At 71.1% G+C, this 25,789-nt stretch carries 19 protein-coding genes; 5 read left to right on the top strand and 14 right to left on the bottom strand.

Annotated features, from left to right (window positions below):
- Positions 1-114: 114 nt before the first annotated feature.
- The 4 genes from PV963_RS30110 to PV963_RS30095 all read right to left on the bottom strand — a co-directional run bounded on the left by PV963_RS30110 (position 115) and on the right by PV963_RS30095 (position 7,322).
- Complete coding sequence (locus PV963_RS30110; RefSeq protein WP_274819171.1) at positions 115-1,755, bottom strand: peptide ABC transporter substrate-binding protein; 1,641 nt, start codon at positions 1,753-1,755, stop codon at positions 115-117.
- A gap of 602 nt (positions 1,756-2,357) precedes the next feature.
- Positions 2,358-4,265 carry a translational GTPase TypA gene (gene typA / locus PV963_RS30105; protein ID WP_274819169.1) on the bottom strand — a complete coding sequence of 636 codons (1,908 nt, stop codon included), beginning with the start codon at positions 4,263-4,265 and terminating at the stop codon, positions 2,358-2,360.
- A gap of 309 nt (positions 4,266-4,574) precedes the next feature.
- On the bottom strand, positions 4,575-5,036 hold the full coding sequence (locus PV963_RS30100) for a hypothetical protein (protein ID WP_274819167.1): 462 nt from the start codon (positions 5,034-5,036) through the stop codon (positions 4,575-4,577).
- Positions 5,037-5,132: 96 nt separating this feature from the next.
- The gene (locus PV963_RS30095) at positions 5,133-7,322 is read right to left on the bottom strand and encodes an ABC transporter family substrate-binding protein (protein WP_274819165.1); all 2,190 of its coding nucleotides are present in this window, start codon (positions 7,320-7,322) and stop codon (positions 5,133-5,135) included.
- 288 nt (positions 7,323-7,610) lie between these two features.
- On the opposite strand from PV963_RS30095, the gene PV963_RS30090 reads away from it, so the two are divergent.
- Genes PV963_RS30090 through PV963_RS30075 form a run of 4 tightly spaced genes read left to right on the top strand, consistent with a single transcriptional unit; the run spans position 7,611 to position 11,522 of the window.
- On the top strand, positions 7,611-7,901 hold the full coding sequence (locus PV963_RS30090; RefSeq protein WP_020277543.1) for a hypothetical protein: 291 nt from the start codon (positions 7,611-7,613) through the stop codon (positions 7,899-7,901).
- A 54-nt stretch (positions 7,902-7,955) separates the two neighbouring features.
- Positions 7,956-8,792: a hypothetical protein gene (locus tag PV963_RS30085; protein ID WP_274819163.1), complete on the top strand. Its 837-nt coding sequence runs from the start codon at positions 7,956-7,958 to the stop codon at positions 8,790-8,792.
- 16 nt (positions 8,793-8,808) lie between these two features.
- Positions 8,809-10,749, top strand: a complete 1,941-nt coding sequence (locus PV963_RS30080) for a fumarate reductase/succinate dehydrogenase flavoprotein subunit (protein ID WP_274819162.1) — start codon at positions 8,809-8,811, stop codon at positions 10,747-10,749.
- The gene (locus tag PV963_RS30075) at positions 10,746-11,522 is read left to right on the top strand and encodes a succinate dehydrogenase/fumarate reductase iron-sulfur subunit (protein ID WP_274819160.1); all 777 of its coding nucleotides are present in this window, start codon (positions 10,746-10,748) and stop codon (positions 11,520-11,522) included. Before PV963_RS30080 ends, PV963_RS30075 begins: the two co-directional genes overlap by 4 nt.
- Here the strand turns inward: PV963_RS30075 and PV963_RS30070 are convergent.
- From PV963_RS30070 to PV963_RS30025, 10 genes are all read right to left on the bottom strand, one after another.
- Positions 11,497-11,901 carry a hypothetical protein gene (locus PV963_RS30070; protein ID WP_274819159.1) on the bottom strand — a complete coding sequence of 135 codons (405 nt, stop codon included), beginning with the start codon at positions 11,899-11,901 and terminating at the stop codon, positions 11,497-11,499. The two genes, PV963_RS30075 and PV963_RS30070, sit on opposite strands and share 26 nt — an antisense overlap.
- Positions 11,898-13,067, bottom strand: a complete 1,170-nt coding sequence (locus PV963_RS30065; RefSeq protein WP_425541041.1) for a hypothetical protein — start codon at positions 13,065-13,067, stop codon at positions 11,898-11,900. Before PV963_RS30065 ends, PV963_RS30070 begins: the two co-directional genes overlap by 4 nt.
- Positions 13,064-15,700, bottom strand: a complete 2,637-nt coding sequence (locus tag PV963_RS30060) for a SpoIIE family protein phosphatase (RefSeq protein ID WP_274819156.1) — start codon at positions 15,698-15,700, stop codon at positions 13,064-13,066. The genes PV963_RS30065 and PV963_RS30060 overlap by 4 nt, the downstream gene beginning before the upstream one ends.
- A 252-nt stretch (positions 15,701-15,952) precedes the next feature.
- Positions 15,953-16,384 carry an ATP-binding protein gene (locus PV963_RS30055; protein WP_274819154.1) on the bottom strand — a complete coding sequence of 144 codons (432 nt, stop codon included), beginning with the start codon at positions 16,382-16,384 and terminating at the stop codon, positions 15,953-15,955.
- Between the two features lie 136 nt (positions 16,385-16,520).
- On the bottom strand, positions 16,521-16,958 hold the full coding sequence (locus tag PV963_RS30050; RefSeq protein ID WP_274819152.1) for a (deoxy)nucleoside triphosphate pyrophosphohydrolase: 438 nt from the start codon (positions 16,956-16,958) through the stop codon (positions 16,521-16,523).
- Between the two features lie 58 nt (positions 16,959-17,016).
- Positions 17,017-17,211 carry an SPOR domain-containing protein gene (locus PV963_RS30045; RefSeq protein WP_274819150.1) on the bottom strand — a complete coding sequence of 65 codons (195 nt, stop codon included), beginning with the start codon at positions 17,209-17,211 and terminating at the stop codon, positions 17,017-17,019.
- Between the two features lie 341 nt (positions 17,212-17,552).
- Positions 17,553-18,305 (bottom strand): GntR family transcriptional regulator, encoded by a 753-nt coding sequence (locus tag PV963_RS30040; RefSeq protein WP_274819149.1) that lies wholly within the window; start codon positions 18,303-18,305, stop codon positions 17,553-17,555.
- A gap of 147 nt (positions 18,306-18,452) precedes the next feature.
- Positions 18,453-19,607: a DUF4190 domain-containing protein gene (locus tag PV963_RS30035; RefSeq protein ID WP_274819147.1), complete on the bottom strand. Its 1,155-nt coding sequence runs from the start codon at positions 19,605-19,607 to the stop codon at positions 18,453-18,455.
- Positions 19,608-19,999: 392 nt separating this feature from the next.
- Positions 20,000-21,580, bottom strand: a complete 1,581-nt coding sequence (locus PV963_RS30030) for a S8 family peptidase (RefSeq protein ID WP_274819146.1) — start codon at positions 21,578-21,580, stop codon at positions 20,000-20,002.
- A gap of 169 nt (positions 21,581-21,749) precedes the next feature.
- Positions 21,750-21,890 (bottom strand): hypothetical protein, encoded by a 141-nt coding sequence (locus PV963_RS30025; protein WP_274819144.1) that lies wholly within the window; start codon positions 21,888-21,890, stop codon positions 21,750-21,752.
- A gap of 170 nt (positions 21,891-22,060) precedes the next feature.
- Between PV963_RS30025 and PV963_RS30020 the strand changes: the two genes are divergently transcribed.
- Positions 22,061-25,765, top strand: a complete 3,705-nt coding sequence (locus PV963_RS30020; RefSeq protein WP_274819143.1) for an SEL1-like repeat protein — start codon at positions 22,061-22,063, stop codon at positions 25,763-25,765.
- Positions 25,766-25,789: the final 24 nt, after the last annotated feature.

Genomic DNA, 25,789 nt, shown 5'->3' with positions numbered 1-25,789 from the left:
GAGGCCTGCGCACTCATCTACCGCAGGTGAGGGGGTGAGGTGGAGGCCTGTGCCTACGGACCGGCGCCGCCGCTCCCCTGACGGGAGAGGCGGCACCGGTCTGCGGTCGTTTTCTTACTTCTGCTTGACCTGGATGGTGTCGAAGATCGGGTCACCGTCCTGGCCGTACTCGATCTTGCCCAGGATGTTCTTGGACTGACCGCTGTTGACCTTGTAGAACCAGAGCGGAATCGCCGGCATGTCCTTGGCGAGGAGCTGCTCCGCCTGCTGGTACAGCTTCACGGTCTCGTCGATCGAGCTGGCCTTGTCCGCCTCGGAGCTCAGCTTGTCGAACTCCTTGTTGGAGTAGCCGCTGGTGTTACCGGCCGCCGTGCTGCCGTACAGGTCGCGCATGAAGTTCGAGTTGACCGGGTAGTCGAGCACCCAGCCACCGCGGTACATGGACTTGACCTGGTCGTTGTCACGGGCGTCGAGGTCGGCCTGGAAGGTCGGCTTCGGGTCGCCGGTGCACTCCACACCGGTGGACTTGCGGATCGAGTTGCAGACCGCGTCGACCCACGGCTTGTGGTCCTGGTCGGCGTTGTACTGGATCTGGATCTTGTTGCCCGGGACGCCGCCACCCTCCTGGATGAGCTTCTTGGCCTGGGCCGGGTCGAACTTGACGATGTCGCCGAGCGCGCCCTTCTTGTAGCCGAGGACGCCGGGGGCGACGTAGGAGTCGGCCGGGGTGCGCGTGCCCTGGAGGACGGTCTTGGTGATCGTCTGGCGGTCGATCGCCATGGACAGACCCTGGATGACCTTGGGGTCGATGTCCTTGAACTGCTTGGTGTAGAACGCCGGGACGATCGACTGGACGGCCGAGTACGGCTGGTCGATGGCGCGGTCGCCGAGGTCCGTCTTGTAGCTCGTCAGAGCGGTGGTCGGGACCTGCTCGATCCAGTCCACGTTGTCGGAGCGCAGGTCCGAGTAGGCGGCGTCGGCGGTCGTGTAGTTCTTGAAGTCGATGCCGCCGTTCTTGGCCTTGTTCGGGCCCTGGTAGTCCGCGAACTTGCGGACCTTGATGAGCTTGTTGTGCTCCCAGGAGACGAACTTGTACGGGCCGTTGCCGACCGGCTTCTCGCCGAACGCCTTCGGGTCCTTGAAGAAGGCCTCGGGCAGCGGCGCCCACACGTCGTAGCCCAGCTTGTACGCGAAGTACGAGACCGGCTGCGTCAGCTTGACCGTGAAGGTGTTGTCGTCGACGACCTTCAGACCCGACATCTTGTCGGACTTCGGCTCACCCTTCTCCGGGTGCACGTCCTCGAAGCCCACGATGTCGGCGAACCAGCTGGAGTTGGTCTGGTTGTTCTTGATGTTGGCCGACCAGTTCCAGGAGTCCACGTAGGACTTGGCGGTGACCGGGGTGCCGTCGTGGAACTTCCAGCCCGGCTTGAGCTTGACGGTCCACTCGGACGCGTCCTTGTTCGGCGTGACCGACTCGGCGTTGACGTACTCGAGCTTGCCGGTGCCGGGCTCGTAGTCGACCAGGCCGGCGAAGATCGTGCGCAGGACACGGCTGCCCTGGCTCTCCTTGGCGTTGGCCGGCTGCAGCGGGTTCTGAGGCTCGCTCAGCTGCGCAGTGACGATGCCGTTCGGGTCGGCCTTCCCCTTGTTCATGTCGTCGCCGGCACTGTTGTCGCCGCCGCCGCAGGCGGTGGCGGCCAGGGCGACGACTATCGCCCCCGCGACCCACTTGGCGCTCTTGGCACCGCGCATGGGTTCCTCCTATGAAGTCATTGGTTCACCGCGAAGGGAGCACAGACAGACCACCGCCACCGCCCGTCGCCGGTGCCGGAAATCGTCAGGTGCCCCCGCGCTCGTGAGTCGGCGCCGCCTCCAGCGCATGACCCGTTCATCCGAGCTCTACGCGCCTAACTATCTGCCAAACGCCAGGAGCGAACCACACTCTCGAGGTCTCGGTTCGATCACAGCTCACGCCTACATCTTCCAAAATCCGGACAAAGGGTTTGGTGAAAGATCCCTGCGAAACGGACTTGTTACACATCTATCGGTGGCGAGTGTCCGCATTCCGGACGCGAGAGTGAGATAAACCGCTTGCGGCTACCGTGACTGCCGTGCAGGGTGCCACCGGGGCTGTCACGCGCTCAAGAAGCCTCCACCGCAAGGCCGTTGTACGGGCCCGTGCGCGGGCAGGGCGCGGCACTTCCGCAGCAGGGTAGTGCGAACGGGGCGCTCCGGACGGCCGTCCCCGGCAAATCGAGGGTTTTCCCTAACCCTTTCCTTCTCGTTGCCTCCGCTTCACGACGACACCGGGCACCCCGCGAGGCGGGGTGCCCGGTGTCGTCGAACGGCAGGCGTCAGCCGTGCTTGGCGCGGCTCGCGGCGCGGGCGCGCTCGCGGGCGTCCAGGTTCACCTTGCGGATGCGCACGGCCTCCGGGGTGACCTCGACGCACTCGTCGTCGCGGCAGAACTCCAGGGACTGCTCCAGCGACAGCTTGCGCGGCGGGACGATCGACTCGGTCACATCGGCCGTGGACGACCGCATGTTGGTGAGCTTCTTCTCCTTGGTGATGTTGACGTCCATGTCGTCGGCGCGGGAGTTCTCGCCGACGATCATGCCCTCGTACACCTCGGTGCCCGGCTCCACGAACAGCACGCCGCGCTCCTGGAGGTTGGTCATCGCGAAGGCGGTGACCGCACCGGCGCGGTCGGCGACCAGGGAGCCGTTGTTACGGGTCTGGAGGGTGCCGAACCAGGGCTCGAAGCCCTCGTGGATGGAGTGGGCGATGCCCGTGCCGCGGGTCTGCGTCAGGAACTCGGTCCGGAAGCCGATGAGACCGCGCGAGGGCACGACGAACTCCATACGGACCCAGCCGGAACCGTGGTTGGACATGTTGTCCATGCGGCCCTTGCGGACGCCCATGAGCTGCGTGACCGCGCCCATGTGCTCCTCGGGCACGTCGATCGTCATGCGCTCGACCGGCTCGTAGACCTTGCCGTCGACGTCCTTCGTGACGACCTGGGGCTTGCCGACGGTCAGCTCGTAGCCCTCGCGGCGCATGGTCTCGACGAGGATGGCCAGCGCCAGCTCGCCGCGGCCCTGCACCTCCCAGGCGTCCGGCCGCTCGGTGTCCAGCACTCGCAGGCTGACGTTACCGATCAGCTCGCGGTCGAGGCGGTCCTTGACCTGGCGGGCGGTGACCTTGCGGTCCTTGACGGCCGCCTTGTTGTCGGCGCCCTTGCCGGTGGCGCCGCGGCCGACCAGCGGGGAGGTGTTGGTGCCGATGACCATGGAGATCGCCGGCTCGTCGACGGTGATCAGCGGCAGCGCGACCGGGTTCTCCGGGTCGGCCAGGGTCTCGCCGATCATGATGTCGGGGATACCGGCGACCGCGCAGATGTCACCCGGGCCGGCCTTCTCGGCCGGCTTGCGGGTGAGCGCCTCGGTCATCATCAGCTCGGAGATCCGCACGCTCTGGACGGACCCGTCGCGCTTCATCCACGCGACCGTCTGCCCCTTCTTCAGCTCGCCCTGCTGGACGCGCAGCAGCGCGATACGGCCGAGGAAGTTGTCGGCGTCCAGGTTGGTGACGTGCGCCTGGAGCGGGGCGGCCTCGTCGTAGGTCGGGGCCGGGATGTGCTCCAGGATCGTGGAGAAGAACGGCTCCAGGCTGGTGGAGTCGGAGGGGACCGTCCCGTCCTCCGGCTTGGTCAGGGACGCGATGCCGTCACGGCCGCAGGCGTAGACGATCGGGAACTCGATCTGGTCCTCGTCGGCGTCCAGGTCCAGGAACAGGTCGTACGCCTCGTTCACGACCTCGTCGATACGGGCGTCGGGCCGGTCCGTCTTGTTGATGCACAGGATGACGGGCAGCCGGGCCTGGAGCGCCTTGCGCAGCACGAAGCGGGTCTGCGGCAGCGGACCCTCGGAGGCGTCCACGAGCAGGACGACGCCGTCGACCATCGACAGACCGCGCTCGACCTCGCCGCCGAAGTCGGCGTGGCCGGGGGTGTCGATGATGTTGATCGTGATCGGGTCCCCGCCGTCCTTCGGGTGGTACTTCACCGCCGTGTTCTTGGCGAGGATCGTGATGCCCTTCTCACGCTCCAGGTCGTTGGAGTCCATCATGCGGTCGTCGACGGAGTCGAGCTGGTGCGCGGCGAAGGCGCCGGCCTGCTTCAGCATGCCGTCGACGATGGTGGTCTTGCCGTGGTCGACGTGGGCGACGATGGCGACGTTGCGGATGTCGTGGCGCGTGGCCATATTGAGGCGTACTCCCGGAGTGGTGAGGAATGCCCTGCGCGTACGTCGGTGGTGCGCGGGCCCTGCCGGGCTCAACATGCCACGGCCTCACCCCATGGTACGGGTCCGCTCCGGTTGGGGTTAGCCGGGATACGTCGGTGCAGGTCAGGGTTGTTTGCGGGGTACCCGGCGCCGATGCCGGGGCCGCCCTGGAGGCTGCCGCCCCCAGACCCCCGCTTCGGCCTGAACGGCCTCGTCCTCAAGCGCCGGACGGGCTGGGAGTGCCGGCCCTGGCCTCGACGCAGGAGTGCCGGTCGGCCTCAAGGGCAGTCAGCGGCCACTTCCTTCACACCGGCGTACTGGACGAACTCGCCCGCCGCGCCGGTCGGGAGGCGGTCGGGGTCGAGCTTCGGGGCGGTGGACGTCGGTGAACGCCCCGGCCTCTTCCTTGCCCGCCTCCGCCAGGGTGCGTGCGTCGGATTCGATCTCGCCGGTCTTCTTGCCGAGAGGGAAGAGGACCTCCGCGGCGAACGGGGCCGGTCCGCCGGCCCGCACGGGCGGGCGCGGTGAGTGGATCCGGCGCATCGCGCTCCGCGTCGTGTCCTCGCCCACTTCGTTGCGCGGGACCAGGTGAAGGTGCCGTCCGCGCAGGCCGTCTCCACGGCCGTGTCGGTCCTGCGGCCCTTGTCGGCCTTGCCGCCGTCCGTGTCCCCCGGTGCACGCCGTCAGCCCCGCCACCAGCACCCCGACGACCAGCCCGGCCGTGCAGGTCAGCCGTATCGTGCCGCGCATCCGCCGGCTCTCGTCCCCCGTGAACGGACGCCCGGCGCCCGCACCATGATCACTGTGGGTTCATGGTGCGGGCGCCGGGCCGCAGCGGCAAGGGAGCTACGGGGCGGCAGATCCCTTCGCGGACGGGCCCGCCGCCGGCTTCGCGCCCTTCTTCAGGAAGCCCATGTCCTCGTAGACCGGCGTGCCGAAGCCGAACGCTCCGGTGTTGACGAGGTTCTTGCGGGCCGCGATGAGCTGGGGGCGCTGGAAGAGGGGGATGGAACCGGCCGCCGCCCAGATGCGGGAGTCCGCCTTGCGGATCAGGGAGCGGGACTCGCCCTCGTCGAGGGTGGACACGGCCTCGTCGAAGAGCTGGTCGACCTGGTCGGTGCCGACGCGGGTGTAGTTCTGCTCGACGTTCAGGGAGCCGTCGGCGGCCGGGACGGGCTTGGCGTAGACGGGGCGGGCGTCGGTGGCGGGGAAGGCGGTGGCGGGCCAGGAGTACAGGGCGAGGTCGTACTGGCCGGAGGCGATGTGGTCCTTGAAGTAGGACTCGTCGGAGACCTTGGAGATGTCCGTGCCGATGCCGACGCGCTCCAGCATGCGGGAGATGCGGTCGGCGACCGTGCGCAGCGTCTGGGAGCCGGGCCCGGTGGGGAGTACGAAGCGGAGCGTGAGGGGTTTGCCGTTCTTGGCGAGCGGGGCGGCCTCGCGGCCCGCCGGGGCTGCGGTGCCCTCGGGGGCGTACGCGCCGGGGGCACCGCCCTGGTTCGGGTGGTTGTACTGCTTGCCGTCCTGGACGAGGTGGTCGGCCGGGTCCTGCCCGTGGCGCGCCTTGTTGTCCTCGCCACCGTGCGTGCCGTCGTCGGCCGACTCCTCCTCGGAGGCGCCGGCTTTCTCGCCCTCGGCGCCGGCCGCCTTCTCCCCTTCTTTCTTCTTCTGCTGCTCCTTGATCGGGCCGCCGCGCACCCACCCGGCGTCCGCGAGCAGGGCCTGGGCCTCCTTGGTGTCCTGGCCGCCGAGGGCACCGCTGTTGTCGGCGTAGGCGGCCTGGCCGGAGAGGGCCAGGTGGCTGCCGACCGGGACGGCGGGCAGGCCCAGGGGCTTCAGCACGGCCTCGGCCAGTTCCTTGCGGTCGAGGGCGCGGGCGACGGCCCTGCGGACGCGCTCGTCGGCGAGCGGGCCCTCGGCGCCGTTCAGGGCGAGCTGGGTGTAGGCGGGTTCCAGGGACTTGCGCACCTCGAAGCCGCGCAGGGCCTGCTGCTGCCGGGCGTACGTGGCGGTCGCCTTGCGCAGCTTCTTGCGGGCGACGGTCTCCTCGTCGGCGGCGTCCTCGTCGGTGCCGTTGGCGACGGCCCAGGAGCGCAGGGCGTGCGCGGTGGACCGGTCGGCGCCGGGGCCCATCACCGGGCCGCTGGAGCTGCGCGGCTGGGCGGCGACGGTGATGCGGCGGGCCGCGGAGGGGTCGATCTCGGCCACGTCGAGGGTGCCGGCGGCCAGCTCGGCGGCCCGCTTGTCGCGCGGCACGGTGCGCAGCACGATCTCGGAGAGCTTGGCCGGCTCGCCCCACCAGCGCGGATTGCGGGCGAGGGTGATCTCGTCGTCCTCGCGGTCGACCTTCTTCACCGTGAAGGGACCGGCGGTGACCTTGAGCTTCTTGCGTGCCCCGTCGTTGAAGGAGTCCGGGGTGCCCATGACGTCCTTCGGGTACAGCGGCGAGAACAGCGACCGCCAGTCGGCGTAGGGGCGGCCGAAGGTGACCCTGACCTCCAGGGCGTTGTCCCCGCGCTCGATCTTCTGGATGCGCTCGTAGCCGGCGTTGCGGGCGGTCCAGTAGGCGGTGTCCTTGCCGGACAGGGCGCGCCACTGGGCGGCGAAGTCGGCGGCGCCGATCTCCCGGCCGTCGCTCCAGACGGCCTGCTGGTTCAGCTTGTACAGGACGACCTGCTTGGGCTCCGTCTCGACGACCTCGGCGGACTCCAGGTAGGCGGGGTTGCGCTCGGGGCGGCCACTGGCGTTCATCCGGAACATCGAGGGCAGGACGGCCTGGGCGACGCGGGTGGTCGTGGCGTCGGCGTCCGACTGGAAGGTGTTCAGGGTGTCGGGCACGGAGTCCACGGCCCAGCGCAGGGTGCCGCCGTCGGCGATCCGGTCGCGGCCCGCGGGCTGGATGTCCGGTGCGGCGAGCGGCTTGCCCGCGGGGTCCTCGGAGCCGCATCCGGCGAGCGCGGGCACCGCGAGCACACCCGCGGTGAGGAAGGCGACCGAGCGCGTGACCGCACGCGGGCCGACGCCGTGCTGGGACATCTGTGCTACCTCCGGGAAGCCGCGGGCGTTATGATCACTTTTGGCGGTATTTGGAGCTCATCTGATGTATGCGGCCACTGAAGAGGAAAGGGTTCGGCAACACAGGGCGACACGGCGGTCACGGGCGGGAAGCCACCCGTGTGGCGCAACGCACCGCGCGGTGCACCCACACGCCTCGGCCAATCGATGCACATCCCTTCACAGCACAAGGTGTGACGCGCAACACTCGCAGGCGCATGAACGTTGCCGCCTTGGGCCTCGAAGGACCCGCGGAAGTGAGGGCAAGTCATGTCCGTTCACGACGAACTGACGTCAGTCCAACGCAGTCTCGACGAGCTGTTCCGCTCGCTGGGACGCCTGGAGAAGCAGCTCGGCACCGGCGGCCTGGAGATGCGCCGCGTCCGTGCCGACGCCAATCACCTGCGCGAGAGCGTCGCCCTGCTGCGCGACGCCGCCGCCACGCCGGCCGCACCGAAGCGCCCCGACCTCGTCACCATCTCGGACGCGCCGTACGACCCGTCGCTGTGGGTCGACTCGGACGACGAGGGGCTCGGCGCCCGGGACCGGCGCGCTCCCTGACCGGGCAGGAGTCGAACGACCGGCACCTCCCCCGAACCGACCGGAGTCGTCACAGTGGCCACTGGTACGGAACCTCCCGCCACAGAACCCCATCCCCGAAGCGGCGGCGTACGGGCGGGTACGCGCGCCGCGATCGACGCCCCGCACCTGCGCACCGACCGCTGGTGGCTGGCCCCGGCCGGCACGGTCGCCGGTCTGCTGGCCTTCATCGTCTACTCGACCTGGCGGGCCTTCGCGAACGCCGACTACTACGCGGCGCCGTACGTCTCGCCCTTCTACTCCCCCTGCCTGGCGGAGAACTGCGAGCCGATGAAGGCCGGCCCGAACTGGGAGATCTTCGGCAGCTGGTGGGGGATCTCCCCCGCGATCATCATCCTGATCTTCCCGCTCGGCTTCCGTCTGACCTGCTACTACTACCGCAAGGCCTACTACCGGGGCTTCTGGGCGTCCCCGCCGGCCTGCGCGGTGGCCGAGCCGCACCAGAAGTACACGGGTGAGACCCGCTTCCCGCTGGTGCTCCAGAACATCCACCGGTACTTCTTCTACGCCGCGCTCCTCGTCGCCGGGATCCTCACCTACGACACCGTGCTCGCCTTCCGCGACGAGAACTACGAGTGGGGCCACATGGGGCTCGGCACGCTCGTGTTCCTGGTCAACATCGTGCTGATCTGGGCGTACACGCTGTCCTGCCACTCGTGCCGGCACATCGTCGGCGGCAAGCTCAAGCACTTCTCCAAGCATCCCGTGCGCTACCGGATGTGGCAGTGGATCGGGAAGCTCAACGCCCGGCACATGCTGCTCGCCTGGGCGTCGCTGGTGAGCGTGGCGCTCGCCGACTTCTACGTCTACCTGGTCGCGTCCGGTGCCTTCGACGATCCGCGGTTCTTCTGATGAGGGGTGCGTTCTGATGTCCGTGGTCGACCGGCAGGAGTGGGACGTCGTCGTGGTGGGGGCGGGCGGCGCCGGACTGCGCGCCGCCATCGAGGCACGTGAACGGGGTGCCCGTACGGCCGTGATCTGCAAGTCGCTGTTCGGCAAGGCGCACACGGTGATGGCCGAGGGCGGCATCGCGGCGGCGATGGCCAACGCCAATGAGAACGACAACTGGCGGGTCCACTTCCGCGACACCATGCGCGGCGGCAAGTTCCTCAACCAGTGGCGGATGGCCGAGCTGCACGCGCAGGAGGCGCCGCAGCGGGTGTGGGAGCTCGAGACCTGGGGGGCGCTGTTCGACCGCACCAAGGACGGGCGGATCTCCCAGCGCAACTTCGGCGGCCACGAGTACCCGCGCCTCGCGCACGTCGGCGACCGCACGGGCCTGGAGCTGATCCGCACCCTCCAGCAGAAGATCGTCGCGCTCCAGCAGGAGGACTTCAAGGAGACCGGCGACTACGAGTCCCGGCTGAGGGTCTTCCAGGAGTGCACGGTCACCCGCGTGCTGAAGGAGGAGGGCCGCGTCTCCGGAGTCTTCGGCTACGAGCGCGAGTCCGGCCGCTTCTTCGTCCTGGAGGCACCGGCTGTCGTGATCGCCACGGGCGGCATCGGCAAGTCCTTCAAGGTGACGTCGAACTCGTGGGAGTACACCGGCGACGGCCACGCGCTGGCGCTCCTCGCGGGCGCTCCCCTGCTGAACATGGAGTTCGTGCAGTTCCACCCGACGGGCATGGTCTGGCCGCCGTCGGTGAAGGGCATCCTCGTCACCGAGTCGGTGCGCGGCGACGGCGGTGTGCTGCGCAACTCCGACGGCAAGCGGTTCATGTTCGACTACATCCCCGACGTCTTCAAGGACAAGTACGCCGAGACCGAGGACGAGGCCGACCGCTGGTACGAGGACCCGGACCACAACCGGCGCCCGCCCGAGCTGCTCCCCCGCGACGAGGTCGCGCGGGCGATCAACTCCGAGGTGAAGGAGGGGCGCGGCTCCCCGCACGGGGGCGTGTTCCTCGACGTGTCGACCCGGATGCCGGCCGAGGTCATCAAGCGGCGACTGCCGTCGATGTACCACCAGTTCAAGGAGCTGGCCGACGTCGACATCACGGCGGAGGCGATGGAGGTCGGGCCCACCTGTCACTACGTGATGGGCGGTGTCGCGGTCGAGTCCGACACGGCGGCGGCGCGCGGGGTGCCGGGGCTGTACGCGGCCGGTGAGGTGGCCGGCGGCATGCACGGCTCCAACCGGCTCGGCGGCAACTCGCTGTCCGACCTGCTGGTGTTCGGGCGCCGGGCGGGCTGGCACGCGGCCGAGTACGCGGCGGGGCTGGCCGGGGCGCGGCCGGTCGTGGACGACGGCCAGATCGACTCCGCCGCCGCCGAGGCCCTGCGGCCCTTCTCCGCCGAGGCGGAGATCGAGGAGCCGAAGGGCGGCCCGCCGGAGAACCCGTACACCCTGCACCAGGAACTCCAGCAGACGATGAACGACCTGGTCGGCATCATCCGCCGCGAGGCGGAGATGAAGCAGGCCCTGGAGAAGCTGGCCGAACTGCGGGTCCGGGCGCGCCGGGCCGGTGTCGAGGGGCACCGGCAGTTCAACCCGGGCTGGCACCTCGCCCTGGACCTCAGGAACATGCTGCTGGTCAGCGAGTGCGTGGCGCGGGCCGCGCTGGAGCGCACCGAGTCGCGCGGCGGGCACACCCGCGAGGACCATCCGGGGATGGACCGCAAGTGGCGCCGGATCAACCTGCTGTGCTCGCTCACCGACCCGACGGGCACTCTGGCGGCGACGGACCCGGTCCGCGGCCAGATCACCCTCACCCGCGAGACCACCGAACCCGTCCGTGCCGACCTGCTCGCCCTCTTCGACAAGGAGGAGCTGGTCAAGTACCTCGCCGAAGAGGAGCTGTACGAATGAGCAGCTACACGGCCCATTTCAAGGTGTGGCGCGGTGACGTGGGGGGCGGCGGCCTGGAGGACTTCAAGGTCGAGGTCAACGACGGTGAGGTGGTGCTCGACATCATCCACCGCCTCCAGGCCACCCAGGCCCCCGATCTCGCCGTGCGCTGGAACTGCAAGGCGGGCAAGTGCGGTTCGTGCTCCGCCGAGATCAACGGCCGGCCGCGGCTGTTGTGCATGACGCGCATGTCGGTGTTCGACCGGGAGGAGACGATCACGGTGACGCCGCTGCGGGCGTTCCCGGTCGTCCGCGACCTGGTCACCGACGTCGGCTTCAACTACACCAAGGCCAGGGAGGTCCCGGCCTTCGTGCCGCCCGAGGGCCTCGGCCCCGGCGAGTACCGGATGATGCAGGAGGACGTGGACCGCTCGCAGGAGTTCCGCAAGTGCATCGAGTGTTTCCTGTGCCAGGACACCTGCCATGTGGTCCGCGACCACGAGGAGAACAAGCAGGCGTTCGCGGGGCCGCGTTTCCTGATGCGGGTGGCGGAGCTGGACATGCATCCGCTGGACGCGGCGGCGGAATCCGGCCTGGACCGCAAGACCACCGCCCAGGACGAGCACGGTCTGGGCTACTGCAACATCACCAAGTGCTGTACGGAGGTCTGCCCGGAGGGCATCAAGATCACGGACAACGCGCTGATCCCCCTGAAGGAACGGGCGATCGACCGCAAGTACGACCCGCTGGTGTGGCTGGGCTCGAAGATCAGGAGGCGCTCCTCAGCAGGCTGAGCGCCTGCTGGAGGCGGGGAGCGGGGACCTCGGCGGCCAGGGCGTGGATCGTGCCCCGAAGCGGGGGCCGGTGTGGGCGTGCAGGGTGGCGAGCGGTTCGGCCATCCGGTCCATGAGCCGGGAGGTACGTGTGCGTGGCGTCGGTGTGAGCCGTCGTGAACAGGCCGAGGCCGGTGCCGTGGGAGAAGACGTCCCGGGGGTCGGGGTTCGGCTGGTCCCAGTGGTCCTCGTCGTCCGGCCACACGTAGGCGACGGCCGTGGAGTCGTCGTCGAGGGTCAGGCGGTAGGCGCCCCTGCCGCCGCGCAGGCGTTCCACGGCGGTGAGGGACCGGGCCGGGCCGAGGGCGGCGCGGGTGAGGGGGCGTCGGGTCTTGGTCACCGCACCCAGTCTTCCTTGTACGCCCGCCAGTCCGCCTCGGTCGCGGCGAAGTCGATGTACAGCGCGACGCCGAAGCGGGCCCGGTCGGCGTCCGTGCGGGACAGGCCCAGGCGGACACCCCGGACGGCGGCGGGGACGGTCTCGGCGTGGCCCCAGTGGTCGAAGTTGCTCTCCCAGTAGAAGGGCAGGCCCATCAGCAGGTCGGTGGAGGGCGGGGTGACCTCCAGGGCGAGGGACGTCTGCTGGGCGACGTAGCCGCCGTAGGTGCTCTCCAGTGGCTGCGCGGTGTCGTACGACATCACGGCGATCTGGTCGACGCGGCGGGCGACCTGGCCGAAGAACTCCTGGGACCACCACTTGGGGTGGGCGGTGAAGAGACCGAACACGGTGTGAAGGGCCGGGAGCGGGTCGATCTGGTGGGCGGCGACGGAGAGTTGCGCGTCCCGGGAACGGGTCTCGCGGCGCAGGGCGTCGAGGAGGGTGAGGTAGTCGCGGTCGCCGGACGGCATGGGCTCCAGGTCGAGGTGGATGCCCTCGTAGCCGGTGTCCAGGATCTGACGGGCGGAGCGGACGACGGCGGCTCGGGTGTCCGGGTTCTCCAGGACCATGCCGTCGGCGCCCTCGGTGGCCAGGACGTCGCCGAGGAAGGCCTGGACGCGGATGCCGGGGAGTTTCTCGTGTACGGCGTCTATGAACCAACGCGCCCTCGGATAGACCGACTTGGGGAGCGTGCCGTCGTGTTCCAGCGGACCCGAGTGGACGTACAGGTCGCGGATGCCGGTGCCTTGCAGGCGGCGGGCCAGGGCGGTGACGTCGGCGTCCTTCTTGCGGCCGTCGACCCAGGCGTGGCCCAGCCAGAGCGCGTCGCGGTTCCGGGTGTGCGTGCCGTCCGCCGGGTCGCCCATGTAGTTGATGCGGAGGGCCGTCAGAACGGACAGGAGAGGAACCAGGAGGACCAGGACCACGGCGAGTGCCGTGCGTCTGATCCAGCGCCGACGCCCTCTGCCCTTTCCACTGTCGGGTGCGGGAGCGTCCTGCGCGGCGTCTTCGGCGGCTGCTGCCTCTGTCGGGGTGGCGCCTTCCGTGCGGTCCATGCCGTCTCCCCCCGGTGATGCAGATGATGTTGCCGGGGAGGACGATCCGTACCGATGTTCGGTTCCGGTCAGAACAGGCTCAGCAGCGCCTCCGCCGGATCGGTCAGGCCCGTCTCGCCGCCGGGGAGGGGCAGTTCGAACCAGACCGTCTTGCCGCGGGGCGTGCGGCGGGAGCCCCATGCCGCGCTGAGGAGGCCGACCAGCTGGAGGCCGCGGCCGCCCTCGTCGGTGTCGCGGGCGCGGCGGCGGCGGGGCTGGACCAGGCCGGAGTCCCAGACCTCGCAGACCAGTGTGCGGTCCAGCAGCAGACGGAGCCGGATCTCGCCCTCGCCGTAGCGCAGGGCGTTGGTGACGAGTTCGCTGACCAGGAGCTCCGTGGTGTCGACCAGGGCTTCCATGTCCCAGCTGAGCAGCTGGGCACGCGCGTACTCGCGGGCCCGGCCCACGCTGCGCGGCTCGCGCGGCAGTGTCCAGTCGCCGACGGACTCGGTGGGCAGGCCCTGTACACGTGCCATCAGCAGCGCGATGTCGTCCTCGCCGTGATGGGAGTCGAGGGTGTTGAGGACGTGGTCGCAGACGTCCTCCAGCGGCTGGGTGGGGTCGGACAGGGCGCTGACGAAGGCCTGGAGCCCCTCGTCCAGGGGGTGGTCGCGGCTCTCGACCAGTCCATCCGTGTAGAGCGCGAGCAGGGCGCCTTCGGGCAGTTCGACCTCGACCTCCTCGAAGGGCTCGCCGCCGACGCCGAGCGGCATGCCCGGCGGCACGTCGAGCATCAGGGCCGGCTCGCCCGGTTCGACCAGGACGGGCGGCAGATGGCCCGCGTTGGCGAAGGTGCAGCGCCGGGTGACGGAGTCGTAGACGGCGTAGACGCAGGTGGCGAGGTACACCTCGGAGAGGTCGGCCTCGCGGGGGCGGCGGGCCGCCCGGGTCGCCTGCTGGACGCCGCCGGGGGCGCCGAGGCCCCGGGCGATCTCGTCCAACTGGGAGAGCACCTCGGCCGGTTCGATGTCGAGCTGCGCCAGGGTCCGGACGGCCGTGCGGAGTTCGCCCATGGCGACGGCGGCGCGCAGGCCGCGGCCCATGACGTCGCCGACGACCAGCGCGGTGCGGTGCCCGGGGAGTTCTATGACGTCGAACCAGTCGCCGCCGACCTCGCTGGGCCGGCCGGTGTTGGCGTTGCCGGGCAGGTAGCGGCAGGCGATGTCGAGGCCGGAGGCCTCCGGGTCACCGGGCGGGAGCAGGGACCGTTGCAGTATCAACGCGCGTTCGTGCTCGCGGCGGTAGAGCCGGGCGTTGTCGATGCAGACGGCGGCGCGCGCGGCGAGTTCGACGGCCAGGTCCCGGTCGCGGTCGCCGAACGGCTCGCTGCCCTTCGTCCGGGCGAACTGCACCAGCCCGACGACGGTGTCGTGGGCGACCATCGGCACGGCGAGCGTGGACTGCACCAGCCCGCCGTCCTCGCCGGGGACGGTCTGCGGGCGGGCCGTGCGCAGGGCGTCCGCGCAGGGCGAGTTGAACGGGTAGTGATGGACCGCGCCGACCGCGACGGGCACGCCGGTGCCGGTGAAGGGCGCGTCGGAGACGGCGCTTGCGAAGGCCACCCGGCGCAGCTCGGCGCTGCCGTCGGCGAGCCCGGGCGGGGTCTCGTCGCCGACCAGCAGGCCCTGGTAGAGGTCGACGGTGGCCAGGTCGCAGAAGCCGGGCACGACGACGTCGAGGAGCTGCCGGGCCGTGGTCTCCAGGTCGAGGGAGTTGCCGATGCGGGCGCCGGCCTCGTTCAGCAGGGCGAGGTTGCGCCGGGCGGCGGCGGCCTCGCGGGCGGCGGCGCGGCGCGAGGTGATGTCCGTGCCGAGCCAGGCGATGCCGATGGGCCGGCCCGAACCGCTGTGCACGCGGTAGAGGTTGACGGACCAGTGGCGGCGCTCGTCGGATCCCGGCACGAAGCCCGTGACGTGCATGTCCGTGATGGAGTTGCCGGTCTCCAGCACGCGGCGCAGCGTCGCGGCGACCCGCTCGGCCTCGCCGCGCTGGAGGTAGTCGTGGACGCCCTTGCCGCGGTGGTCGTCGGGCTCGCCGCCGAAGACCGACGCGAACCGGTGGTTGGCGCGGCGGACCCGCAGGTCGGAGTCGATCAGCAGGAAACCGAACGGGGATTGACCGAAAATGGCCTGCGATGCGGCGAGGTCCGTCTCGATGCTGCGCAGGGTGCGCACGTCGACGACGATGCAGACGGCGGCCTTCTCGCCGTCCTCGGTGCGCGTCGGCATGACGTACACCTCGGCGAGCCCTTCGCGCCCGCACTCCCCCTCGGCGTCCTTCGGCATCCGGAAGGGCACCACGCCGGTCCACTCGCGCCCGTCGAGGATCTCGGCCATCTTGCGCATGCCCCGCTCGCGATGGCGCGGGTCGATGAACGTCTCGATGGGGTCCATGCCGACGGCGCGTTCGACCGGAATGCCGAAGAGGTGCTCGGCGCGCAGGCTCCACTGGTCGACGAGCCCGTCGGGGCCGATGGAGAAGGACGCGACCTTGATGTAGTCGTAGATGGATCCCGGGGGACTGCTCTGCCACATGGCGTCCCCGGGCTGCACCCCGTCAGCCGCGAGCGCACCTCCCACCGCGGAAGCCAGGCCGTCCGCGGCCATCGCCCTCGCGCCCTCCGACGGGTCCTCGGACTCCGTGGCCTTCGCTGGTATCTCGCTCACGCGAACCGTCCCCTCCAGCTCACCGCGTCCGGCACCGGTCACCGGGGGCGGCTGCCCGCAGTATCCAGCACTACGGTGCCGCACAACACGGTGTTCACGATCACAGCACGGTCCCGATGGTTTTTGGACCGGACCGTGAGAACACTCCCAGTCTTCTAACCAGGGGACACGTCGTCGAATCCCGTCCGCCGACAACCGCCACTGGCCTGAACCATTCGCTCGACAGTGGCAGGGCGGACGTACACCGATTTTTCACTCCGGAACCGCGAGTTCGAACCACACGGTCTTGCCCACGCCGCCGGGCCGGGTGCCCCAGCGGCGGCAGGAGGAGGCGACCAGTTGGAGCCCGCGGCCGCTCTCGTCCTCGGGTCTGGCGGCGCGCTCGCGAGGCGGGTCCGGGAGCGGGTCGGAGACCTCCACCAGGAGGACGCCGTTCAGTTCGGAGGGGCGGACCAGGCGGACGCCGATGGGGCCCGTGGCGTGCCGCAGGGCGTTGGTGACCAACTCGCTGACCAACAACGCCGTGAGGTCGGCGAGGCTGTCGAGGCTCCAGCCGCGGAGTTGGCCGCGGACGGCCTGGCGGGCGGTGCGCACGGCACCCGGCTCGGCGGGAAAGGTCCACTCGGCGCGGTCACCTTCCGTGTCGATCACGCCGATCACTTCCCCGACAGCGGGCTCACCCATGTCCCATTAAATGGGGCTAATGAGCACATACCCGATATCGGGGGCGGAGTATCGCGCAGGGCAGCGCACTGTGGCGCGAAAGGCGTACGGGACGCCCGTACGTCCGCCTTCGGGCCTCGCACGCCCCCGGTTGGCCTCAGGCGCCGGGTACTTCTCCCGTACCGGGGCCGCCGAGAGATCCCAGGTGCGCGAGAGTCCGCCGTACCGCCGGCACGTCCTGGTCGAGCCAGTCCACGTCCCAGACCTCGCCGGGGCCGAGCCAGCGCAGTTCGTCGTGGTCCTGAAGGGGCTTGGGGGCGGCGGAGCCGGGCCGCAGGCGCGCGGTCCACACATGCAGCACGTACGGCGACTTCAGCGGCCACTCCCCCGGGACGCGCCCGCCGGCCTCGGCGTCGACGCCGAGTTCCTCGCGCAGTTCCCGCACGAGCGCCGCGTCGGCCGTCTCCCCCGGCTCGACCTTGCCACCGGGCAGCTCCCAGCGCCCGGCCAACTCGGGGGGCGCGCTGCGCCGGGCGGCCAGCAGCCGCCCGTCGTCGACCAGCGCGGCACCCACGACGACGATCCGCTCACTCATGCGGGGAGCCTACGGGAGCGCGGCCGGACACCGGCTCGGAGCGCGGGCCCGCCCGAGGTCAGTCGTGCGCCCCGCCCTGCCCGTTCTGACCGAGCCGCTCGACCCAGTACAGCTGCCTGTGGCCGCGGCCGTCGAGGCTGTCCGCGATCTTCTGGGCCTCGGCCCGGGTCGCGTACCGGCCCACCCGGTAGCGGTTGCCGTTGTCGTCCTCTCGTATCACGAGCCAGGGAAGAGTGATCGTGCTGTCGTTCATGGCGCCCCTCCACTTCCCACCCGCGGCCTGTGCCGTGCCCCACCCGATAAGGAAACCGCAATGCGCATATGCCCGAGCGTACGCCTAACCTTCACGCAGCGAATACGGCTTTTCACAAAGAGGTACGCAACCAGCCAGTACACAGGGGGCGCACGACAACGAACGCGCCGTCCGGGCACCTCGACGCATCCAGTCGGATGCATAACGCAGACGCCATCGCCGACCTGCGAGAACGACGGCCTGGTACCGGCCACGAACCACCTCGGCCGGGGACGGCTCCCGCGGTGATCGAGTGAGCGGGGCGCGCGGGGAGCGCGCCGCGGGACGGAAGTGAGCGTTCGCTACTTGACCGGAAGGTGGTAGGCGACCCGGTACCGATCGGCCGGGATGACCACGTCGGCCGTCTCGACCGGGCGGCCGGAGGCGTAGAACGTGCGCTGGATGACCAGGACCACATGCCCGGGGACGCCCCCGAGGACGAGCAGTTCCTCCGCGAGTCCGGGGCGGGCGCCCACCTCCTCGGTGACGTTGTCCACGATCACGTCGATCGCGCGCATGCGCTCGACGACGCCCATGCCGCCGAGCGGGCCCTCCTCCGGCAGCATCACCGGCGTACGGCCCGTGACGGCGAGCGGCTCCCAGGAGGTGGAGAGCATCATCGCCTCGCCGCCCTCACGGAAGAGGTACTTCGTGCACATCACGCGCTCGCCCGGCTCGATGGCCAGCCGCTCGGCGACCGCGACACTGGCCTCGGTCTGCTCGCTGCTGGACTCCCAGGTGCCGCGCCCCTCGCCGTCGGCCTGCTCCTGGCGGAACGGCGTGGCCCCGCCGGTCGGGCGGTATCCGGAGCGGGCGATGCGCCGGGGCACGGGCCGCTCGCGCACATACGTCCCCGAGCCGGAGCGGCCCTCGACCAGGCCCTCCGCCATGAGCACCTTGCGGGCCTCCAGGGCGACGGTGTCCGAGACGCCGTACTCCTGGCGGATTCTGGCCTGGGAGGGGAGGCGGGTGTGCGGAGGGAGCTGACCGTCGACGATCTTCTTGCGGAGATCACCCGCGACGCGCAGGTACGCCGGTTGCTCACCGAATGTCACTGGCCGCTCCCATCAGGTTGTACAGACAGCAACAGCGTGGCAACCGTAGGTTGTGCCATGCAAGCAAAGGCCAGAGAATCACTCGATGTGATGACATGATGGCCCCGAGGGCTTTACGCAGGCACTTTCTCCCCGCTATAGCCGCCGTCACACCTCGGCTTCGGAGTCCCCGCCCTCGGTCTCGCCCGGGGTGGGCTGCGTCGTCGCGAGTCCGAGGGCCTTGCGCGCGGTGACGGTCGCCGGGCCGTCGACGTACTCGTACGCCTTGTCGTAGTGCGTGTAGTACGTGTCCGGGTCGCCGGCCGCGCTCGCCTTCGACCACTGCTCGCGGGCGTCCTCCATGTCCTTCACCAGGGCGGCGACGGGCTGCCGGGCGGCGGACGGCCAGGAGCGCCCGCGCAGTGCCTCGATCTGCTCGCCGAGCACGTCGTGCACCTGCGTGGCCCAGGCCCGGTGGCCGGCGAGGTCGTCCTCGGGGGTGTCCTCGGGCTCCTCGTACAGCGCCGCGTCGACGGCGTTGGCCACGGACAGGAAGACGACCTGGTCGGTGTCGAGCGTGGTGGGGTCGCCGCGCAGGGAGCCGGTCAGCTTGGCCTTCGCTTCGGTGTTGCCGAAGATGCAGGTGATCGCGCGGTCGCCGTAACGCCAGCTGTCCCGCGACGGCATGAGGTAGTACACGTCGACGTCGGCCGGCATCGCCCAGGAGTCCATGGCGTACTGGTCCTGGAGCTCGTAGCACCGCTCGTCGGCGATGTCGGTGATCTCGGCATCGCCCGGGAAGGCGCCGCCCGGCAGGGTCACGACCGCGAACACCTCGCCGTCGTGCCGGCCTTCACAGGAGACCGGGTCGACGTCGTGGGTGTCGCCCTCCAGACCGCCGGGCGCGTCGAAGCAGTCGCCTTTCCGCAGTGACAGGCTCTCGTTGCCCTGCGCGCCGTCCTTGAACCCCTCCCAGGCGTCGGACAGGGCACCCGTGGACAGCGTCACCGCCCACAGCACGATCCCGACGGACGACAGCACGGCACCGGCGATCGCCAGCCCCCGGCCGCTCTGGCCGTTGCGCCTGATCTGCCGCAACGCGATCAGCCCCAGCACGAGCCCCGCGGCGGGCAGGAAGCAGAGCACGCCGAGCGCGAGCGCGGCGACGGCGAGCGCGTTGACGGAGACCGGCGCGCCGTAGGGGCGGCCGGCGGGGCCGTTGCCCCAGGGCCCGTAACCCTGGGCTCCCTGGGGCCAGTTCGCAGGCGGCGGGCCGTACGGGTCCTGGGGCTGCTGGTTCCCGGGGGGCGGGGGTATCGACACGGGTACGGTGCTCCTGGCTGAGGCGGTGGGAGAGCGGCCGTGCGAAACCGACGACGTACGGCTGGGCGCATCTTGACGTGCTCCCCGGCCTGGAGTCCAGAGATTCCGGCCTGGGTCGGCTGGCCCTTGCCCGTCTTACTCGCGGCGATCGTGGACCGGCTCACCTTCAGCGCCACCCTCATCCAGACCGGCACCGGAGCGTTGCCCTCGGCTGTCAGTTGCGGGGGGCGGTGCGCTGAGACCCCGCGATCTGGTCCCGCCCACGATGAGCGTGATCCACAAGCGCCTCGTCCTCACGGCGGGCCGGGTCACCGACCCGGAGCCCTTTCCGGAGGACGAGGACGCCTACGTAGCGGACCCGTCAGGAGACTGACGGCCGGTCATGGACGGGGTCAGAACTGGAGCGCCCAGGCGTCGATCCGCCCGGTGTCGAGGCGGGCGTTGTCGCTCACGCGCAGCTTCCACGTGCCGTTCGCGGCCTCGGCCGAGGCGTTCACGGAGTACGTGGTGTCGATGTTGTCCGCACTGCCGCCGGTGCCGTACGACTTCAGCGTGTACGCCGTGCCGTCGGGGGCGATCAGCTGGACCTGGAGGTCGCCGATGTAGGTGTGGACGATGTGGACCTCCACCGCGAGGGCCGAGGGCGCGTTGCCCGAGACGCCGGAGACGGTCACCGGGGACTCGACGGTGGCGTTGTCGGCGATGGGGTGGTCGGCGGTGTTCTCGAAGCGCGGGCCGGGCGGGGTGGTCGTACCGCCGCCGACGTTCAGGAGCCGGTTGGGCGAGCCGCTGCCGGGGCTGGTGACGACGCCGGTGGTGGCGGCGGCCGTCAGCGCGGCGGAGACCTGCGCGGGAGTGGCCGTGGGGTTGTCGGCCAGGTGGAGGGCGGCGGCGCCGGCGACGTGCGGGCTCGCCATCGACGTACCGGAGATGGTGTTGGTCGCGGAGTCGCTCGTGCTCCACGCCGAGGTGATGGACGAACCGGGCGCGAACAGGTCCAGGACCGAACCGTAGTTGGAGTAGCTCGCCTTCGCGTCGCTCGATGTCGTCGCGCCGACCGTGACGGCCTCGGCGACGCGGGCCGGGGACCGGGTGGAGGCGTTGGTGGACTCGTTGCCGGCCGCGACCACGAAGGTGACGCCGGAGGTGATGGCGCCACGTACGGCCGTGTCGATGGCCGTGTCGGCGGGACCGCCGAGGGACATGTTGGCGACGGCCGGCTTGACCGCGTTCCGCGCGACCCAGTCGATGCCCGCGACGACCTGGGCGGTGGTGCCCTGGCCGGAGTTGTTCAGCACGCGGACACCGACGACCTTGGCCTTCTTGGCGACGCCGTAGGCGCCTCCGGCGACCGTGCCGGCGACGTGTGTGCCGTGGCCGTGGCCGTCCTGGGCGGTGTTGTCGTTGTCGACGGCGTCGTAGCCGTAGGAGGCGCGGCCGCCGAAGTCGCTGTGCGTGATGCGGACGCCGGTGTCGATGACGTATGCCGTGACGCCCTCACCGGCCTTGTCCGGGTAGGTGTACGAGCTGTTCAGCGGCAGGTTCCTCTGGTCGATGCGGTCCAGGCCCCAGGACGGCGGGCTCGGCTGCGTCCCGGTGATGCGGAACGTCCTGTTCTGCACGACGGTGGCGACGGCCGGGTCGGCGGCGAGACGTTTCGCCTCGGACTCGGAGGCCTCGACCTCGTAGCCGTTCAGGGCCTTGGTGTACGTCCGCTCGATGTCGGCGCCGTACTTGTGCGCCAGGGCCCGGCCCTCGGCGGAACCGGCCTTCCGCGTCTTCAGCGTCACGATGTAGCTGTCGGCGACGGCGTTCGCCGCGCCTTCGTACTGGACGCTTCCCTCGGACGCGGCCGGGGCCGCGCCGGCGGGGAGGGCGGAGACGAGGCTCGCGACGAGCGCCGCGGTGGCCGTCGCGCCGAGCGCGGCCAGTCTTCGCCGGGTGGGTCTGTGGGGAGTACGCATCACTGCCATCTGAGGGGTCCTCCTCAATCGGTGGTGCGCTGTGGGGTGTGGTGCACGCCCGTCGGACACCCGAAAGTCATGGTCATGTCAACCTCGTCGACCACCGGGCGACATCTGCGCGTGAGCGAAAGATTGAGGCCTCCACAGGAATTGCACAAGGGCCCTGCAGGGCGGAGTCCTACCGCTGCCACCACCACAACAGAGCGCTGACGGCGCCGGAGCCCAGTGCGGCCGCCGCACCGCGCACCGCGCTGAACATGACGGCACGGCCGAGGCGACGCCAGTCACGGGTGCGTGCGCGGGTGCGGTCGGGCTCCATCTGCTGCTCCTGCCGTCGTGCTTCGGGGGCGTATGCGCACCAGTTGACCCACGGTGGGGTGACAACTCCCAGCCAACTCGGAACAGTTCGGAATCCGACTGCGTAATCTGAAGGTCCACGCGGCCTTTCGGATTTCCGAACCGGAAAGCCAACGGTGCCCAGGAGGTGGAGTGGCGTCGCTGGTGCTCGAGGAGCTCGACCGGTTACGCAGGCGAGCCGAGGCACGACTCGCCGACCGTGAACTGCGCCTCGTACGGAGCAGGCTGGCCGAGGAGTCCGGCGTTTCGGTCAAGACGATCAGCGACTGGTTCAACCACAAGCACGCGCCGCGGAACCTCGACCACCTGCTGGCGGTGGCGCGGATCCTGGCCCGCTGGGCCGAGCTGCCTCCCCCGGTGCCACGGCAGTGGTCCGCACTGATGGCCGCCGACCGCGCGCCCGAGGCGTCATCGCAGGACAGGACGCCGCCGTCGCCACCGCCGGTTCCCGGCTTCGGCGACCCGGGCCCCGATCCGCTGCCGGGCCCCGAGGGCCGGGCCGCTCCCGGGCGGCCCGTCGGCGAACTCGCCGACCCGTTCTCCCTGGAGGTCCACCGGGCGATCGAAGTCCCCCCGGTCGTCGGGCCGTGGGAGAAGGGCAGGAGCGAGACGCTGCCCCTCCTCCCGGCCTACGTCGAACGCGGACACGACGTCCGGCTGCGCGAGGTGGTCCAGCAGGCCGCCGACGGCGTCAGCGGCATGGTCGTGCTGGTCGGCGGCTCCTCCTGCGGCAAGACGCGGGCCTGCTGGGAGGCCGTGCAGGAACTCCCGGCCGGCTGGCGGCTGTGGCATCCGATCGCCCCCGACCGCCCGCAGGCGCTGCTGGCGAACCTGGACGCGGTGACTCCACGGACGGTGGTGTGGCTCAACGAGATGCAGCACTACCTGCTGACGCCCACCGACTCCGTCGGCGAGCGCGCCGCCGCCGGACTGCGTGACCTGCTCGCCGAGCCGGACCGGGCCCCGGTGCTCGTCCTCGGCACGATGTGGCCCGAGTACTGGGCCACCCTCACCGGCACGCCCCAGCCCGGGGTCGCCGATGCCCACCCGCAGGCGCGGGTGCTGCTGAGCGGCACGGTCGTACCCGTGCCGGACACCTTCAACGGCCAGGCCCTCAAGGCGCTCAGGGTCGCCGCCGGCGGCGACCCGAGGCTGGCCCGGGCCGTCGCCGAGGCCGAGCAGGGGCAGATCACCCAGTACCTGGCGGGCGCGCCCTCCCTGCTCGACCGATACCGGGCGGCGCCCACCGCGGCGCGGGCGCTGATCGAAACGGCGATGGACGCACGGCGCCTCGGTCACGCCCGGGCGATCCCGCACGCGCTGCTGGAGGCCGCCGCCCCGGGATACCTCACCGACGGCCAGTGGGACACGCTCGGCGAGGACTGGCTGGAGCAGGCCCTGGCCTACACGGCCGCTCCCTGCCACGGCGCCCGCGGTCCCCTCACCCGGATGCGGCCCCGGCCCGGCGACGCGTATCCGGCCCAGCCGCACTACGTCCTCGCCGACTACCTGGAACAGGAGGGCCGCACCAACCGCCGAACCGCCGGCGTGCCCCCGCGACTGTGGAACGCGCTGGTCGACCATGCCGCCGTCGGCAGCCATGTCGACATCGCGCGCTCGGCGGGGCTGCGCGGTCTCAAACGGCTCGCGGTCCGCGCCTACTCGGTGGCGGCCGCGCACGGCGACACGTTCGCGCTGCTCCAGGCCGCGAAGGTGCTGCGCGAGGCGGACCGCACCGACGAGGCGATCGACTGGTACCAGCGGGCCGCCGAGGCCGGCGACTCGTTCGCGCTGCGGCAGACGACCGCCCTGCTGCGCGAGGCGGGCCGCACCGACGAGGCGATCGGCTGGTACCGGCGGGCCGCCGAGACCGGCGACAGCGAAGCCCTCCAGCAGACACTCGCCCTGCTGCGCGAGGCGGGCCGCACCGAGGACGCGATCGGCTGGCTGCGCCGCCGCGCCGAGGCCGGTGACGTCAACGCCATGCGCAGGCTCGCCTTCGAGCTGCAGACCGAGGGGCACGCCCAGGACGCGCTGCCGTGGTACCGGCGGGCCGCCGAGGCCGGTGACATCGACGCCATGCGCCGCGCGGCCGGCCTCCTGCGGGACACGGGAGCCCCGGACGAGGCGCTGACCTGGTACCGGCGGGCCGCCGAGACGGGCGACACCTACGCGTTGCAGCAGACGGTCGGCCTGCTGCGGGAGGCGGGGCGCACCGAGGAGGCCGTCCGCTGGCTGAGCGCCCGTGCCAAGACCGACGACGCCTTCGCCTTCCAGCAGATGGTCGATCTGCTGTGGACGGCGGGCCGTACCGACGACGCTCTCGACGCCCTGCGCGCCCGGGCCCGGGCCGGGCACATCTCCGCACTGCTGCGGGCCGTGTCGCTGCTGCGGGAAGCCGGACGGGCCGACGAGGCGGTGGAGTGGCTGACGGCACAGGTCGAGACGGGGGACGCCGGCCTGCGCCGCCCCCTGGTTGACCTGTTGCTGGAGTCGGGGCGCGGCGAGGAGGCCATAACGTGGCTGCGCGGCTGGGCCGGGACCGGTGACACCAGTGCGCGGCGACGGGCCGTGGACCTGCTGCTGGAGGCGGGCCGCACCGAGGAGGCCGTCGCATGGCTGCGCGAACGGGCCGAGGCCGGTGACGTGGACGCCCTGTGGCAGGCCGCCTCCCTGCTCCAGCAGGAAGGCCGCACCGACGAGGCGCTGGAGTGGTACGCCCGTGCCGCACACGCCGGGCACACGTCCGCGCTGCTCCAGGCCGGTGACGTCCTGCGGCGAACGGGCCGTGTCGCCCAGGCACTCGAGTGGTACCAGCGGGCGGTCGACGCCGGTGAGACCGACGGCGCGCAGCAGATCGTCGACCTGCTGCTGGAGGCGGACCGCACCGAGGAGGCCGTCGCATGGCTGCGGGAGCGTGCCGAGGCCGGGGACGCGGACGCCCTGGGACAGGCGGCTTCCCTGCTCCAGCAGGAAGGCCGCACCGACGAGGCGCTGGAGTGGTACGAACGCGCCGCCGCAGCGGGTGACGTGGACGCGCTCTGGCAGGGTGCCTTCCTCTCCCAGGAGGAGGGCCGTACGGACGAGGCGCTGGCCTGGTACGGCCGCGCCGCCGAGGCGGGCGAGACCAGTGCGCTCGGCCAGGCGGCGAGCCTGCTGCAGGGCGCGGGCCGGATCGACGAGGCGCTGGAGTGGTACGAACGCGCGGCGCGGGCCGGGGACTCCGAGGCACTGTGGCAGGCGGCCTGTCTGCTCCAGGAGGCGGGCAGGCAGGACCAGGCCGTCGCCTGGTACCGGCGCGCGGCGGAGGCGGGTGACGTGGACGCGCTGTGGCAGACGGCGTTCCTGCTGCGGGAGGCCGGCCGCACCGACGAGGCGATCGACTGGCTTGAGGCCCGGGCCGAGGCCGGCTGCGAGTTCGTCCTGTGGCTGGCCGGCGACCTGCTGAGGGAGACCGGCCGCCCCTCCGAGGCCCTGGCCCGCTACCGGCAGGCGGCGCAGACGGGCGACACCTTCGCGCTGCGCTGGGCCGCGGAACTCTGCCAGGAGGCGGGCCGGACCGACGAGGCGCTGGAGTGGTACGAACGCGCGGCCGAGGCCGGGGACATCAACGCCCTGCGCCAGGGCGCCGAACTGCTCCAGCGGACCGGGCAGGTCGACGAGGCGTTGGCGTGGTGCCGGCGGGCCGGCGAGTCGGGGACCGTTTTCGCCCTCCACAGCGCTGTGGACCTGCTGCGCAGGGCGGGGCGGGAAGCGGCCGCGGCCCAGCTCGCGCGGTACGGGTGGGAGCCGGGCGGGGACATCGCCGAACCCTGGGAGGCGCGACCGCCGGGGTAGGACCGCCGGGGCCGGCAGGCGGCT

The organism is Streptomyces coeruleorubidus (genome assembly GCF_028885415.1).
GTDB classification, from domain to species: Bacteria; Actinomycetota; Actinomycetes; order Streptomycetales; family Streptomycetaceae; genus Streptomyces; species Streptomyces coeruleorubidus_A.
Note: the sequence above shows the minus strand (reverse complement) of the source record. Positions and strands in the feature narration are given on the sequence as shown.

What these genes read in the sequence shown, in the direction of transcription:
- PV963_RS30110 (WP_274819171.1), bottom strand. Translation starts at nt 1,755, where the DNA reads ATGCGCGGTGCCAAGAGCGCCAAGTGGGTCGCGGGGGCGATAGTCGTC.
- typA (WP_274819169.1), bottom strand. Translation starts at nt 4,265, where the DNA reads ATGGCCACGCGCCACGACATCCGCAACGTCGCCATCGTCGCCCACGTC.
- PV963_RS30100 (WP_274819167.1), bottom strand. Translation starts at nt 5,036, where the DNA reads ATGCGCGGCACGATACGGCTGACCTGCACGGCCGGGCTGGTCGTCGGG.
- PV963_RS30095 (WP_274819165.1), bottom strand. Translation starts at nt 7,322, where the DNA reads ATGTCCCAGCACGGCGTCGGCCCGCGTGCGGTCACGCGCTCGGTCGCC.
- PV963_RS30090 (WP_020277543.1), top strand. Translation starts at nt 7,611, where the DNA reads ATGTCCGTTCACGACGAACTGACGTCAGTCCAACGCAGTCTCGACGAG.
- PV963_RS30080 (WP_274819162.1), top strand. Translation starts at nt 8,809, where the DNA reads ATGTCCGTGGTCGACCGGCAGGAGTGGGACGTCGTCGTGGTGGGGGCG.
- PV963_RS30075 (WP_274819160.1), top strand. Translation starts at nt 10,746, where the DNA reads ATGAGCAGCTACACGGCCCATTTCAAGGTGTGGCGCGGTGACGTGGGG.
- PV963_RS30055 (WP_274819154.1), bottom strand. Translation starts at nt 16,384, where the DNA reads ATGGGTGAGCCCGCTGTCGGGGAAGTGATCGGCGTGATCGACACGGAA.
- PV963_RS30050 (WP_274819152.1), bottom strand. Translation starts at nt 16,958, where the DNA reads ATGAGTGAGCGGATCGTCGTCGTGGGTGCCGCGCTGGTCGACGACGGG.
- PV963_RS30045 (WP_274819150.1), bottom strand. Translation starts at nt 17,211, where the DNA reads ATGAACGACAGCACGATCACTCTTCCCTGGCTCGTGATACGAGAGGAC.
- PV963_RS30030 (WP_274819146.1), bottom strand. Translation starts at nt 21,580, where the DNA reads ATGGCAGTGATGCGTACTCCCCACAGACCCACCCGGCGAAGACTGGCC.
- PV963_RS30025 (WP_274819144.1), bottom strand. Translation starts at nt 21,890, where the DNA reads ATGGAGCCCGACCGCACCCGCGCACGCACCCGTGACTGGCGTCGCCTC.